This window comes from Streptomyces sp. NPDC006743, from assembly GCF_040703815.1.
Lineage (GTDB): Bacteria > Actinomycetota > Actinomycetes > Streptomycetales > Streptomycetaceae > Streptomyces.
Window position 1 is genome coordinate 1 of record NZ_JBEYJA010000054.1, and the last position, 13,750, is coordinate 13,750.

Sequence of the window (13,750 nt, forward strand, 5' to 3'; positions counted from 1 at the left end):
GGGGCAGATCTTCGTCAAGGGCGAGGTCATCAAGACGGTGCCCGAGTCGAAGATCGTGGAGACCCTGATCGAAGAGGCGATGAAGCTCGCCGAGCAGATGGAGGCCGACGGCGTGGCCTCCGGGGAACCGGAGGTCTCCGTCGCGGGCTGAACCCCGCCCGCCCTCTGGACGCCCCTGGCCCACCGCTCCGCCGCGGCCGGGCCCACCGGGCCGGGCCGCAGACGCCCGGCCCGGTGGGCCGGCGGTGCGGGGCGGAACGGCCTGCGCCGTAGCGGCCCCGGCCGTCAGCCGCCGACCATCCCGCCGTTGCCGGTCAGATCCCTCGCGCCCCAGCGGCCCGCCGAGCCGCCGGCCGCCCCGCCGCCCGCCGAGCGGCCTCGCCCCCTTCTACCCCCCAGCCGTCCTGCCCGCCTCACCGCCCCGGTGCCTCGTCGTCCTGGCCGTCCCGGGTGGGGTCCGACACCGGGGCGTCCTCCTGGACCGAACCGGGCGCGGACCGTTCGGGCGCGGCCGGGCTGCCGTACCGGGACTGCGGGGGCGGCGGCGGTTCCCGGTCGCCCGGGGCACCGGCCCCGCTCGGCGGCAGGTGCAGCGCGAGCAGCGCGGCGTCGTCGCCGCTGGGCCTGATGCGCTCCAGCAGCTCGTCGCAGAAGGCGTCCACCGTCTCCCCGGCCATCCGCCGGGACAGCACCGAGGCGTGGTGGCGCAGCTTGGCCATCCCCAGGTCGATGGGGCGGTCCCTGCTCTCCACCAGCCCGTCGGTGTACAGCAGGAGCGTCGACTCGGGCGGAAGGTCCTCGTAGGCGTCGGGCCAGCTCAGCCCCAGGTGCAGGACCGCGCTCATCCCGATCAGCGGACCGTGCCCGCCGGTCAGGAACCGCGTCCCGCCGTCCCGGGTCACCAGCAGCGGCGGCGGATGCCCGGCATTGACCCAGTTCAGCCGCCACGGGCCGCCCTCGGGGCCCTCGATCCGGGCGAAGACGAGCGTGGCCATCGGCGCGTCGCTGGTGTTCGTGACCGCCTCGTCCAGCCGGCACATGATCAGACTGGGCGGCTTGCCGTGGTCCCAGGCCAGGGCGCGCAGCATGTTGCGGACCTCCGCCATGTGCGCGGCGGCCTGGAGATCGTGGCCCACCACGTCCCCGATGACCAGGGCCATCACCCCGTCGGAGAGCAGGAAGGCGTCGTACCAGTCGCCGCCGATCTCCATGGCGCTCTGCGCGGGCAGGTAGCGGGCGGCCATCCGCAGATGGTCGACCTGCGGCAGCGGGGCCAGCAACTGGCGCTGCATCGTCTCGGAGACGTTGCGCTGCTCCTGGTAGAGCCGGGCGTTGTCCAGCACCAGCCCCACCCGGCGGCCGATGTCGGAGAGCAGCCGCACCTCCGCGGCCGTCGGGGCGGCCGAGCCCGCGGCACGGCCCACGGTCAGCATCCCGTAGTGGTTGCGGCGGGCGCGCAACGGCACCACGACGGCGGTGTGGCCGCCCAGTCGCTCGAACAGTCTTCCGTGGGTGGCGGCGAGCGGGGCGTCCGGGTCGCGCAGCTCCTCGGCGCTCAGCAGGACCGGTTCGTCGGCGGCCATGACCCGTTCCACCGCCGCCCGCGCCCCGGACGACAGCAGCGGCAGCGCCCCCTGCAGCCGCCGTGCCCGCCGAGGGTGCGCCGGGCACCGTACGGCGACCCGCTCCAGGACGCCCGTCCGCTGCGAGCACAGGGCCACCGACGCCCAGTCGCCCAGCTCCGGAACGAGCAGCCGCACCAGCCTGCGCATGCGCCCGGAGGCGTCCAGGGCGGACATCAGCACCGAGGAGACGTCCGCCAGCAGGTTCAGCCGGGCGGTCAGCGCCTCCAGGGCCGCCGCGTGCGCGGCCATCCGCTCCTCGGCCGCCCGCTGCGGGCCGAAGTCGCTGAACACCACCACCAGCCCCGCCGGCCGGCCGGACACCACCAGCGACGTCGTCGTCCAGATGATCGGCACCGTCGACCCGTCGGACCGCAGGAAGTACTCCTCGCGGCCCTCCTCGACGGACCGGCCGCCGGCCAGCGGCATCCGCATCCTGCACTGCTCCCGCGGCACCGCCGCGCCGTCGGCCCGGCGGTGCAGCAGGTCGTGCGCGTCCCGGCCGAGCAGTTCCGCCTCCGAGCGGCCCAGCAGCCGCTCCGCCCACGGATTGACGAAGGTGATGCGCCCGTCGGCGTCGAGGGTGAACACACCGGTCCCCAGCCCGTGCAGGACCGCCCGCGGGAAGTCGGGATCCAGGGCCGCCCCGCCCGCCGCGCTCACGGAACCGGCCCCCTCTCGCCCCGGACCGCCGTCCGGCGTGCTGCCACCGTAGATCACCGCTTTCGCCAGGCCGTGCCGGGAGAACCACGCCGTTCTCGACCCAAGGAGTACCCAGAACAGCCCGTACTGCCACATTCCAGGGCAACCGGTAGCGGGCCTCACCAGGGGGCGGCGCCGCCAGGATCCGGCAGGTACAGTGCGGAGATCAGCCGAAACCCCAGCGTGAGGCCCCGCACGTGTTGACCCAGACCACCTCACGGGTGCTCGAACCGAGCGACCTGGACGCGGCGCTCGCCGTCCTCGACCGCGAGCCGGTCGCGAACGCCTTCGTGACCTCCCGCGTGCAGGTCGCGGGCCTGGACCCGTGGCGGCTCGGCGGCGAGATGTGGGGCTGGTACGAGGGCGGCATGCTCACGTCCCTGTGCTACGCGGGCGCCAACCTGGTCCCCATCTGCGCCACCCCGCGCGCCGTGCGCGCCTTCGCGGACCGCGCCCGGCGGGCCGGCCGCCGCTGCTCCTCCATCGTCGGCCCCTCCGGACCCACCACCCAGCTGTGGGGCCTGCTCGAACCCAGCTGGGGCCCGGCCCGCGAGGTCCGCGCCCGCCAGCCCCTCATGGTCACCGACCGCATGCCCGCCGACATCGCCGCCGACCCCTGCGTCCGCCGCGTCCGCAAGGACGAGATGGAGACGATCATGCCGGCGTGCGTGGCCATGTTCACCGAGGAGGTCGGCGTCTCCCCGCTGGCCGGCGACGGCGGCCTGCTCTACCAGGCCCGGGTCGCCGAACTCGTGGGCTCCGGCCGCTCCTTCGCCCGCATCGACGAGCAGGGCAAGGTGATGTTCAAGGCCGAGATCGGCGCGGCGACCGACCGTGCCTGCCAGATCCAGGGCGTCTGGGTCGCGCCCGAGTACCGGGGCCGCGGGCTCGCCGCCCCCGCCATGGCGGCGGTGCTGCGCTACGCACTGGCCGACGTCGCCCCCGTCGTCAGCCTCTACGTCAACGACTTCAACACGGCGGCCCGGCGCACCTACCTGCGCGTGGGCTTCCAGGAGGTCGGCTCGTTCACGAGCGTGCTGTTCTAGGACGTGTTCCGAAAGCAGCGCCGTCCGCCCGCGGGGCAGGCGGGACTTTCGAGACCCGCCCTTGGGGCTGTCGTCCGGACCGGCCCGGAGCAGGGCGCGGTGCCGGACTCCGCGAGCCCGGCCTGAACCGGCCCGATCCGGCCGGGAGGCCCGAGGTGCCGTCGCCGGACCCGTGCGCTGATGAGGCAGGTGCGAGCCGGGTGGTCGGCCCAGTAGTCTCCCCGGCATGGCGCACTTTCCCGGTCACGGCCCCGGCCGCCGCCCCGACGACATCGTGATCGGCCCCCTCGACCTGTCGGCCCGCGTCGACGAGGCACTGGCCGTGCAGACCGTCGCCTTCGGGCTCGGCGCCGAGGAGGTCGCCGTACGCCGGCAGATCGTGCTGCGCCACATGACCTGCCCGGGCGCCCGCGCCTTCGGCGCCACCACCGCCGGCGGACGGCTGGCCGGGTTCGTCTACGGCATGCCCAACGACCGCACCCACTGGTGGTCCACCGTCGTCGAGCCCTACCTGCGCGCCCGCGGCCACGAGGAGTGGCTGGACGACTCCTTCGTGATCACCGAGCTGCACGTCCACCCCGGACACCAGAACCGGGGCATCGGCCGCGCCCTGATCACCACCATCACCGACGGCGCCGACGAGCCCCGCTCGATCCTCTCCGCGATCGACACCGACAGCCCCGCCCGCGGCCTCTACCACTCCCTGGGGTACGTGGACCTGGCCCGGCAGGTCCTCTTCCCCAGCGCGCCGAAGCCGTACGCCGTGATGGGCGCCCCGCTGCCCCTGCGCCGCGGCCCGGCCGGCGGCCGCTGAGGCGATTACCGCCGCCGCCGTCCGCCCGGCTAACCTCCTAGCCATCACCGATTTCCGGCAGGAGTACGAGAACGATGGCGAACGCACCGGTCCAGCGCATGTCCCAGTTGATGGCCAAGACGCTGCGCGACGACCCGGCCGACGCCGAGGTCCTCAGCCACAAGCTGCTGGTCCGCGCCGGTTACGTCCGCCGCACCGCCGCGGGCGTCTGGAGCTGGCTGCCGCTGGGCAAGAAGGTCCTCGCCAACGTCGAGCGGATCGTCCGCGAGGAGATGGACGCCATCGGCGCGCAGGAGGTGCTGCTGCCCGCACTGCTGCCGAGGGAGCCGTACGAGGCGACCGGCCGCTGGGACGAGTACGGCGCCGAGCTGTTCCGCCTCCAGGACCGCAAGGGCGGCGACTACCTGCTCGGCCCCACCCACGAGGAGATCTTCACCCTGCTGGTGAAGGACCAGGCGTCCTCCTACAAGGACCTGCCGGTCATCCTCTACCAGATCCAGAGCAAGTACCGCGACGAGGCCCGGCCCCGCGCGGGCATCCTGCGCGGGCGCGAGTTCCTGATGAAGGACTCCTACTCCTTCGACACCGCCGACGAGGGCCTCGCCGAGTCCTACGCCCTGCACCGCCAGGCCTACCAGCGCATCTTCGAGCGCCTCGGCCTCGACTACCGCATCTGCGCCGCGACCGCGGGCGCGATGGGCGGCTCCCGGTCCGAGGAGTTCCTCGCCCCGGCCGAGGCCGGCGAGGACACCTTCGCCGACTGCCCGAACTGCGACTTCGCCGCCAACACCGAGGCGATCACCTACGAGCTGCGGCCGGTGGACGGCTCCGCCGTGCCCGCCCTGGAGGAGATCCCGACCCCGGACACCCCCACCATCGAGACCCTCGCCGCCTCCCTCGGCGTCCCGGCCTCCGCCACCCTGAAGAACCTCCTCGTCAAGGTGGACGGCGAGATCGTCGCCGTCGGCGTCCCCGGCGACCGCGAGGTCGACCTGGACAAGGTCGAGGCGCACTTCGCCCCGGCCACCGTCGAACTGGTCACCGCCGAGGACTTCACCGGCCGCCCCGACCTGGTGCGCGGCTACGTCGGCCCGCAGGGCCTGGGGGAGAAGGTCCGGTACATCGCCGACCCGCGCGTGGCGCCCGGCACCGCCTGGATCACCGGCGCGAACAAGGAGCACACGCACGCGAAGAACGTCGTCGCGGGCCGTGACTTCCAGGTCGACGACTACGTCGACGTCGTGGTCGTCCAGGACGGCGACCCCTGCCCGAAGTGCGGCACCGGTCTCAAGCTGGACCGCGCCATCGAGATCGGCCACATCTTCCAGCTCGGCCGCAAGTACACCGACGCCCTCAAGCTCGACGTCCTCGGCCAGAACGGCAAGCCGGTCCGCGTCACCATGGGCTCCTACGGCATCGGCGTCTCCCGCGCGGTCGCGGCCCTCGCCGAGCAGCACGCCGACGAGCACGGGCTGGTCTGGCCCGCCGAGGTGGCCCCGGCCGACGTGCACGTGGTCGCCGCGGGCAAGGCCCTGCAGACCGAACTGGCCCTCGACGTCTCCGGGAAGCTGGCCGCCGCCGGCCTCCGCGTCCTCGTCGACGACCGCGCCGGCGTCTCCCCGGGCGTGAAGTTCACGGACGCCGAACTGATCGGCGTCCCCAAGATCCTCGTCGCCGGCCGCCGCTCCGCCGAGGGCGTCGTCGAGCTGAAGGACCGCCGCAGCGGCGAGCGCGAGGAACTGACGGTCGACGAGGCCATCGCCCGCCTCACCGCGTAGCGAGGCGGCGCGGCTCCACGGGAACCCGGCCCGGCCCCGGCCGTGCGGGAGTCCCGCGGACCCGCCCCGCGAAGACACCCCCCAGGCCCCGCCCCCACCCGGACGGGGCCTGGCCCGTTCCCGGCGCGGGGGCGGCGGGGCGCGACCGCTGCGGTGCCCTTGCCGGCCTTGGCCGGGTCAGAGCCAGCCCGCGAACTCCAGGAGCAGTTCGGCGTCCTGGGGACGGCCCACCCGGCGGGCCCGCACGCCGGACTCCACCGCGCGGAACAGGGTCCAGCCGCCCAGCCGTTCCCGGTCCACCTCCAGGGACTCCGCCAGCCGTTTGATCCTGCGCCGGGTGGTGGCCGGCCCGGACGGCGAGGCGATCAGGTCCTCCACCCGGTCACGGACCAGCCGGGCCAGATCGAACGCGGTCTCGCCCACCACCGGGTCCGGGCCGACCGCCAGCCACGGCATCCGGTCCCCGGCCAGCACCTTGCTCTGCCGGAACGTGCCGTGCAGCAGCCGCTGTTCGGGCGGCGCGGCCAGCAACTGCTCGCGGGCCGCGAGCGCCGCCCGCACCAGCGGCGCCACCTCCGCGTCGCCCTCCGCGCTCGCCCGCATCGCCTCCGCCTGCCGTCCGGTCCGCTCCGCGACCGTCTCGAAGGGGTGCCCCCGCGGCGGCTCCACCCACAGCCGCCGCAGCGTGCCCGCCGCCTCCAGCAGCGCCCGCGCCTCCGGCAGGGAGCGCACCGACACGTCCGGGTGCAGCCGTTCGAGGAGCAGCACACCCTCGTCGTCCGTACCGGACGGCTCCAGCAGCTGTACGGCGCCCCGGCCCGCCCAGTGCGCGAGCGCGGCCCGCTCGCCGGCGGGCCGGGCCCGGGGCGGGGCCAGTTTCAGCACGGCCGGTGTCCCCTGCGCCGTCCGCACCAGCACGACCAGGCTGCTGCGCCCGCCGGGCACCTGCACCCGCTCGACCGTCAACCCGCGCTGCTCGACGGCCCGTCCGGCCAGTCGGGGCAGCTGCTCCAGCCAGTCGTCACCGTCCGGTGCCGTCTCACCGAGCGCCCGCACCAGTCGGCGCGGCGGTTCGAAAGCCATGCGCGAGTGTTTCCTTCCTGGACGCCTGGACGCGTTCGCACGCGTTCCCTGTCTTTGTGCGTCCCGGTCGGACGCCTGCCGGTCACCTGCCCCGCTACGGCGTCGCGGTCGCCGACGGGCTGCCGGCACCGGCGCGTTCGGCGAGACCTGGGAAGGCTACGCTCCCGCCGCGCCAGCGCGCCGCACGGACCGCCGCCTCCCGCAGCGCCCCGGCCGCCTCCTGCCTGCGCCGCCCGCTGGCGGCCCGCACCAGGTCGGAGCAGACCCCGGCCACCCGGTCCTCCAGTTCGGCGGCGAAGCGGACCGCGGCGGCCGAGTCCGGCACCGGGAAGGGCAGGGCGTAGCCGGCGGCCGAGGCCACCGGCCTGCCGCCCAGGTCCGCGACCTGGCGCGCCAGGGCGTCGCGGCGCGCCCGGTGGGCGTCGTAGGCGGCTCGCGCCTGGGCGCGCCGGTCCTCATGGACCTTGCCGCCCACGACGCCGTAGCCGTACACCGCCGCGTGCTCCGCGGCCAGCGCCGCCTGCAGGGCCCGCAGTTCCCGCTTTGCCGCCGTGCTCACTTGTCGCCCTCCGTCAGCAGGTACGCGTGCGCCGCGCCGGCCGCCGCCACCGAGGCCAGCAACCGCGCCTGCTCACCGGGGACCTCGAGCAGCGCCGCCGTACGCCGGTCGGCGAGCGACCGCTCCGCGGCGGCGAGCCCGGCCCGCGCCTCCTTCTCGTCCGCCGGGACACGCGCAGAAGCGGACCCCGGGGCCCCGCCCGAGGGGCCGGCGGACCCGGAAGCCCCGGCGGAGGCCGCCGCGCCCGCAGCCGCCCTGACCGCGTCCGTCGCCGTCGCAGTCGCCGTGGCCGTGGGCGGCGGGGCCGGATCCGTGGACGCCGTCGCGGAGTCCGCGGGCGACGCCTGGCCCGTACCGCCGAACGCGGTCACGTGCCGCACGACCTCCGCCCGCAGCGGCGAGAGCCGCCCGGCCAGCGACGGGTGCACGGCGAGCACGGCGTCGTAGCGCCGCACCAGGTCCTGGCTGTCCCGGGCCGCCTGCGCGCGGACCCGGTCGGCGAGCGAGGCACGGGTGCTCGCGGATCCGGAGCCGTCGCTCCCGGCGGAGCAGGCGGAAGCGCCCGCGAGCAGGGCGGCCCCCGCCGCCGAGGCGAGCAGACTCCTTCTGCGCGGGCCCGAGGGGGCCTGCGGGGGTGAGGGGAACGGCACGGCAGACGTCCTCGGGTGCGTGATGCGTACGTTCGGCGGCGGGCGGGTGCCTCGCCCGTGATCACCGTACCCGCGCGTGCCCCGGGCACGACTCAGCGGCACCACCCTCGCCCAGGTGGACGGCAACACCCCTTGGGACCGGATACCCTTTGACCAGACACGCGAACCGTCCCACAACAGCACACGCGGCCGAGGAGTCACCCGGATGAGCACCACCCAGAGCGAGAGGCTGCGGGAGCTGCTGGAACCGCTCGTCACCTCCCAGGGGCTGGATCTCGAAGAGATCGCCGTGGACTCCGTAGGACGCAAGCGGGTGCTGCGCGTCGTCGTGGACTCCGACACCGGAGCGGACCTGGACGCGATCGCCGATGTGAGCCGCGCGCTCTCGGCGAAGCTCGACGAGAGCGACGCGATGGGCGAGGGGGAGTACACCCTCGAGGTCGGCACCCCGGGCGCCGAGCGCCTTCTCACGCAGCACCGCCACTACGTGCGCGCCACCGGCCGGCTGGTGAGGTTCCAGCTGGCCGAGGGCGGCGAACTGGTGGCCAGGATCATCGCGGTCGACGACGAGGGACTCGATCTCGAGGTGCCCGGAGTCAAGGGCCGCAAGCCCACGGCCCGCCGCATCGCCTTCCCGGACGTCGTCAGGGCGCGCGTGCAGGTCGAGTTCAACCGCAAGGACGACAAGGTCGAGAAGGACCTGAAGGAAGAGGAGGAGGCGTAGCCGTGGACATCGACATGAGCGCCCTGCGGGGCTTGGTGCGGGAGAAGGAGATCTCCTTCGACCTGCTGGTCGAGGCGATCGAGTCGGCCCTCCTCATCGCCTACCACCGCACCGAGGGAAGCCGCCGCCACGCGCGCGTGGAGCTGAACCGGGAGACCGGCCATGTGACCGTGTGGGCGAAGGAGGACCCCGAGGACCTCGAGGAGGGCCAGGAGGCCCGCGAGTTCGAGGACACCCCGTCCGGTTTCGGCCGTATCGCCGCCACCACCGCCAAGCAGGTCATCCTGCAGCGGCTGCGCGACGCCGAGGACGACGCGACGCTCGGCGAGTACGCCGGCCGTGAGGGCGACATCGTCACCGGCGTGGTCCAGCAGGGCCGCGACCCGAAGAACGTCCTCGTGGACATCGGCAAGCTGGAGGCCATCCTGCCCGTGCAGGAGCAGGTCCCCGGCGAGACGTACCCGCACGGCATGCGCCTGCGGTCGTACGTCGTGCGGGTGGCCAAGGGTGTGCGGGGTCCCTCCGTCACCCTTTCGCGCACGCACCCCAACCTGGTGAAGAAGCTCTTCGCCCTGGAGGTGCCCGAGATCGCGGACGGTTCCGTGGAGATCGCGGCGATCGCCCGTGAGGCCGGTCACCGTACGAAGATCGCGGTCCGCTCCACCCGTTCGGGCCTGAACGCCAAGGGCGCCTGCATCGGCCCCATGGGCGGCCGGGTGCGCAACGTCATGGGCGAGCTGAACGGCGAGAAGATCGACATCGTCGACTGGTCGGACGACCCGGCCGAGATGGTGGCGAACGCGCTGTCCCCGGCCCGTGTCTCCAAGGTGGACGTCGTGGACCTGGCGGCCCGCTCCGCCCGGGTGACCGTGCCGGACTACCAGCTGTCCCTGGCGATCGGCAAGGAGGGCCAGAACGCCCGCCTGGCCGCCCGTCTGACCGGCTGGCGCATCGACATCCGGCCGGACACCGAGCAGGCCGGGGAATAGATCCGGTCGGGACGGCGCTCGGAACACGACAACAGTCGTTCGAATCCTGCCCCAAAGGGGTGAGGTGTGCGCGGGGAGGTAGACTTAAGGGTGTCTGGCCGGACGCAGGCCCGCGCATGCCCTGAACGCACCTGTGTGGGGTGCCGGGAGCGAGCGGCCAAGACGGATCTGCTGCGCATCGTGGCGGTCGAGGGCGAGTGCGCCCCCGATCCTCGCGGTACGCTGCCCGGCCGGGGTGCGTACGTGCACCCCGCCCTGGTCTGTCTCGACCAGGCGGTACGCCGCCGGGCGTTCACGCGGGCGTTGCGCGCCCCGGGAGCGCTCGACACAAAGGCGTTGCGCCGGTACGTCGAGCGGACGACAGTTGCCGAGCAGGCAACACGGTAGGAAGACGTGTCGTGCGGAACCCCCCGTGCGGCCTGGTACCTCGCGAGTCGAAAGCAGGTCGAGATTGCGATGAGCACTCGATGAGTACGCGATGAGTACGCCCATGAACTAGCGACGGTCCGGCCGCAACCCGGACCTCAAAGGAGCGAAGTGGCTAAGGTCCGGGTATACGAACTCGCCAAGGAGTTCGGTGTGGAGAGCAAGGTCGTCATGGCCAAGCTCCAGGAACTCGGTGAATTCGTCCGATCGGCATCCTCGACGATCGAGGCGCCCGTAGTACGCAAACTGACTGACGCCTTCCAGCAGGGCAACGGCGGCGGCAGGTCCGCCAAGCCGGGTGCCCCGAAGAAGGCCGCCCCCAGGCCGCCCGCGCCCTCCCCGGCGCAGGCAGGGGGCACCTCCCAGGGCGCCAAGCCCGTGGGTGAGCGTCCGGCTGCTCCCAAGCCGCCGGCCGCGCCCAAGCCCGCCGCGGCGCAGCAGCCCGCGGCCCCCTCGGCTCCCGCGCCGGCCGCTCCCGGCCCGCGTCCGGTGCCGGGTCCCAAGCCCGCCCCGCGTCCGGCCCCGGCCGCGCCGGCCGCTCCGGAGTTCACCGCTCCGCCGTCGGCTCCGGCTCCGTCCCCGGCCGCCGCGCAGGGCCCGCGCCCCGGTGGCGCGCGTCCCGGTGCTCCCAAGCCCGGCGGCGGCCGCCCCGGCGGCGGTGGCCAGGGCCAGGCCCGTCCGGGCCAGGGCGCCCCGCGTCCCGGTGGCCAGGCCCCGCGTCCGGGTGCCCGTCCGGCCGGTCCGCGTCCGGGCAACAACCCCTTCACCTCCGGTGGCTCCACCGGCATGGCGCGCCCGCAGGCGCCCCGTCCGCAGGGCCAGCGGCCCGGCGGTCCCGGTGCTCCCGGCGGCGGTCCCCGTCCGCAGGCGGCCGGTGCCCAGGGCGGCGGTCCGCGTCCGCAGGCTCCGGGCGGTCCGCGCCCGACGCCGGGCGGGATGCCGCGTCCGCAGGGCGGTCCGGGCGGTCCCCGTCCCGGCGGCCCGCGTCCGAACCCCGGCATGATGCCGCAGCGTCCCGCTGCCGGCCCGCGTCCCGGCGGTGGCCCCGGCGGCCGCGGTCCGGGCGGTGCGGGTCGTCCCGGCGGCGCCGGTCGTCCCGGCGGCGGCGGCTTCGCCGGCCGTCCGGGCGGCGGTGGCGGCGGTCGTCCCGGTGGCGGCGGCTTCGCCGGCCGTCCCGGCGGCGGTGGCCCCGGTGGCGGCGGCGGCTTCGGTGGCGGCGGTGGCCGTCCCGGCTTCGGCGGTCGTCCGGGCGGTCCCGGTGGCCGTGGCGGCACGCAGGGTGCCTTCGGCCGTCCCGGCGGTCCGGCGCGCCGTGGCCGCAAGTCGAAGCGGCAGCGTCGCCAGGAGTACGAGGCCATGCAGGCCCCGAGCGTCGGCGGCGTGATGCTGCCGCGCGGCAACGGCGAGACCATCCGTCTCTCCCGCGGCGCGTCGCTCACCGACTTCGCCGAGAAGATCAACGCCAACCCGGCGTCGCTCGTCGCGGTCATGATGAACCTGGGCGAGATGGTCACGGCCACGCAGTCCGTCTCCGACGAGACGCTGCAGCTCCTGGCCGACGAGATGAACTACAACGTCCAGATCGTCAGCCCCGAGGAGGAGGACCGCGAGCTGCTCGAGTCCTTCGACCTGGAGTTCGGCGAGGACGAGGGCACCGAGGAGGACCTGGTCGTCCGCCCGCCGGTGGTCACCGTCATGGGTCACGTCGACCACGGAAAGACCCGACTGCTCGACGCCATCCGCAAGACGAACGTCATCGCGGGCGAGGCCGGCGGCATCACCCAGCACATCGGTGCCTACCAGGTCGCGACCGAGGTCAACGGCGAGGACCGCGCGATCACCTTCATCGACACCCCGGGTCACGAGGCGTTCACCGCCATGCGTGCCCGCGGTGCGAAGTCGACCGACATCGCGATCCTGGTCGTCGCGGCCAACGACGGCGTCATGCCGCAGACGGTCGAGGCGCTCAACCACGCCAAGGCGGCCGACGTGCCGATCGTGGTCGCGGTCAACAAGATCGACGTGGAGGGCGCGGACCCGACCAAGGTGCGCGGTCAGCTGACCGAGTACGGCCTGGTGGCCGAGGAGTACGGCGGCGACACCATGTTCGTCGACATCTCCGCCAAGCAGGGTCTGCACATCGACTCGCTGCTGGAGGCCGTGATCCTCACGGCCGACGCCTCGCTCGACCTGCGGGCCAACCCGAACCAGGACGCGCAGGGCATCTCGATCGAGTCCCGTCTCGACCGCGGCCGCGGTGCCGTGGCGACGGTCCTCGTCCAGCGAGGCACCCTGCGGGTCGGCGACACGATGGTGGTGGGCGACGCCTACGGCCGCGTGCGCGCCATGCTCGACGACAACGGCAACAACGTCGCCGAGGCCGGCCCGTCGACGCCGGTCCAGGTCCTGGGCCTGACCAACGTCCCGGGTGCGGGTGACAACTTCATCGTGGTCGAGGAGGACCGTACGGCCCGCCAGATCGCGGAGAAGCGCGCCGCCCGCGAGCGCAACGCCGCGTTCGCCAAGCGCACGCGCCGCGTGTCGCTGGAGGACCTGGACAAGGTGCTCAAGGCCGGCGAGGTCCAGCAGCTGAACCTGATCATCAAGGGTGACGCTTCCGGTTCGGTGGAGGCCCTCGAGTCCTCGCTGCTCCAGCTGGACGTCGGCGAAGAGGTCGACATCCGCGTCCTGCACCGCGGCGTCGGTGCGGTCACGGAGTCCGACATCGACCTGGCGATGGGCTCCGACGCCATCGTGATCGGCTTCAACGTGCGCGCGGTCGGCCGTGCGCAGCAGATGGCCGAGCGCGAAGGCGTGGACGTCCGGTACTACTCGGTCATCTACCAGGCGATCGAGGAGATCGAGGCGGCCCTCAAGGGCATGCTCAAGCCGGAGTACGAAGAGGTCGAGCTGGGCACGGCGGAGATCCGCGAGGTCTTCAAGTCGTCCAAGCTGGGCAACATCGCGGGTGTCCTCATCCGCTCCGGCGAGGTCAAGCGCAACACCAAGGCGCGCCTGCTGCGCGACGGCAAGGTCGTCGCGGAGAACCTCAACATCGAGGGTCTGCGTCGCTTCAAGGACGACGTCACCGAGATCCGCGAAGGCTTCGAGGGCGGTATCAACCTCGGAAACTTCAACGACATCAAGGTCGACGACGTCATCGCGACGTACGAGATGCGCGAGAAGCCGCGGGTGTAACACCCCACGGAACACCGGCACCGGCCGACGGGACTGCTTCCCGTCGGCCGGTGCGCCGCGTCCGGGACCTGCCCGTCGTCGGGCCGGCGGGAGACAAATCCCGTCGAGTCACCGCCGGGTTCGCGGTACCGTTCTTGATGTCCCTGCCCGTCTCGAAGG

Annotated in this window: 11 protein-coding genes and 1 pseudogene; 8 read left to right on the forward strand and 4 right to left on the reverse strand. The window is 73.9% G+C overall.

Translation table 11 applies throughout. The features are described from left to right. A pseudogene (locus ABZ719_RS31200) lies at positions 1–151 on the forward strand (4-hydroxy-3-methylbut-2-en-1-yl diphosphate synthase); the annotation flags it as partial. 262 nt (positions 152–413) lie between these two features. Here ABZ719_RS31200 and ABZ719_RS31205 read toward each other — a convergent pair. Beyond that, positions 414–2,285: a SpoIIE family protein phosphatase gene (locus ABZ719_RS31205; protein WP_366728511.1), complete on the reverse strand. Its 1,872-nt coding sequence runs from the start codon at positions 2,283–2,285 to the stop codon at positions 414–416. 236 nt (positions 2,286–2,521) lie between these two features. Here ABZ719_RS31205 and ABZ719_RS31210 point away from each other — a divergent pair, with 236 nt between their 5' ends. From ABZ719_RS31210 to ABZ719_RS31220, 3 genes are all read left to right on the forward strand, one after another. After that, positions 2,522–3,370, forward strand: a complete 849-nt coding sequence (locus tag ABZ719_RS31210; RefSeq protein WP_366728512.1) for a GNAT family N-acetyltransferase — start codon at positions 2,522–2,524, stop codon at positions 3,368–3,370. A gap of 226 nt (positions 3,371–3,596) precedes the next feature. Then, positions 3,597–4,184 carry a GNAT family N-acetyltransferase gene (locus ABZ719_RS31215; protein WP_366728513.1) on the forward strand — a complete coding sequence of 196 codons (588 nt, stop codon included), beginning with the start codon at positions 3,597–3,599 and terminating at the stop codon, positions 4,182–4,184. A 74-nt stretch (positions 4,185–4,258) separates the two neighbouring features. After that, positions 4,259–5,962 (forward strand): proline--tRNA ligase, encoded by a 1,704-nt coding sequence (locus ABZ719_RS31220; protein ID WP_037861912.1) that lies wholly within the window; start codon positions 4,259–4,261, stop codon positions 5,960–5,962. 177 nt (positions 5,963–6,139) lie between these two features. On the opposite strand, the gene ABZ719_RS31225 is transcribed toward ABZ719_RS31220, so the two are convergent. The 3 genes from ABZ719_RS31225 to ABZ719_RS31235 form a co-directional block, all read right to left on the reverse strand. Further along, the gene (locus tag ABZ719_RS31225) at positions 6,140–7,045 is read right to left on the reverse strand and encodes an aminoglycoside phosphotransferase family protein (RefSeq protein ID WP_366728514.1); all 906 of its coding nucleotides are present in this window, start codon (positions 7,043–7,045) and stop codon (positions 6,140–6,142) included. Positions 7,046–7,139: 94 nt separating this feature from the next. Next, complete coding sequence (locus ABZ719_RS31230) at positions 7,140–7,604, reverse strand: ferritin-like domain-containing protein (protein WP_366728515.1); 465 nt, start codon at positions 7,602–7,604, stop codon at positions 7,140–7,142. Next, a complete protein-coding gene (locus ABZ719_RS31235) occupies positions 7,601–8,254 on the reverse strand; it encodes a hypothetical protein (protein ID WP_366728516.1) in 654 nt (217 codons plus the stop codon). The genes ABZ719_RS31230 and ABZ719_RS31235 overlap by 4 nt, the downstream gene beginning before the upstream one ends. 205 nt (positions 8,255–8,459) lie before the next feature. Here ABZ719_RS31235 and rimP point away from each other — a divergent pair, with 205 nt between their 5' ends. The 4 genes from rimP to infB all read left to right on the forward strand — a co-directional run bounded on the left by rimP (position 8,460) and on the right by infB (position 13,591). Then, positions 8,460–8,978: a ribosome maturation factor RimP gene (rimP, locus tag ABZ719_RS31240; protein WP_366728517.1), complete on the forward strand. Its 519-nt coding sequence runs from the start codon at positions 8,460–8,462 to the stop codon at positions 8,976–8,978. 2 nt (positions 8,979–8,980) lie between these two features. Then, entirely contained in the window at positions 8,981–9,967 is a 987-nt protein-coding gene (gene nusA, locus ABZ719_RS31245) for a transcription termination factor NusA (protein ID WP_366728518.1), read from the forward strand. Between the two features lie 90 nt (positions 9,968–10,057). Then, positions 10,058–10,354, forward strand: a complete 297-nt coding sequence (locus ABZ719_RS31250; protein WP_366728519.1) for a YlxR family protein — start codon at positions 10,058–10,060, stop codon at positions 10,352–10,354. A gap of 150 nt (positions 10,355–10,504) precedes the next feature. Then, positions 10,505–13,591, forward strand: a complete 3,087-nt coding sequence (gene infB, locus ABZ719_RS31255) for a translation initiation factor IF-2 (RefSeq protein WP_366728520.1) — start codon at positions 10,505–10,507, stop codon at positions 13,589–13,591. Positions 13,592–13,750 lie beyond the last annotated feature (159 nt).

What these genes read in the sequence shown, in the direction of transcription:
- ABZ719_RS31215 (WP_366728513.1), top strand. Translation starts at nt 3,597, where the DNA reads ATGGCGCACTTTCCCGGTCACGGCCCCGGCCGCCGCCCCGACGACATC.
- ABZ719_RS31220 (WP_037861912.1), top strand. Translation starts at nt 4,259, where the DNA reads ATGGCGAACGCACCGGTCCAGCGCATGTCCCAGTTGATGGCCAAGACG.
- ABZ719_RS31225 (WP_366728514.1), bottom strand. Translation starts at nt 7,045, where the DNA reads ATGGCTTTCGAACCGCCGCGCCGACTGGTGCGGGCGCTCGGTGAGACG.
- rimP (WP_366728517.1), top strand. Translation starts at nt 8,460, where the DNA reads ATGAGCACCACCCAGAGCGAGAGGCTGCGGGAGCTGCTGGAACCGCTC.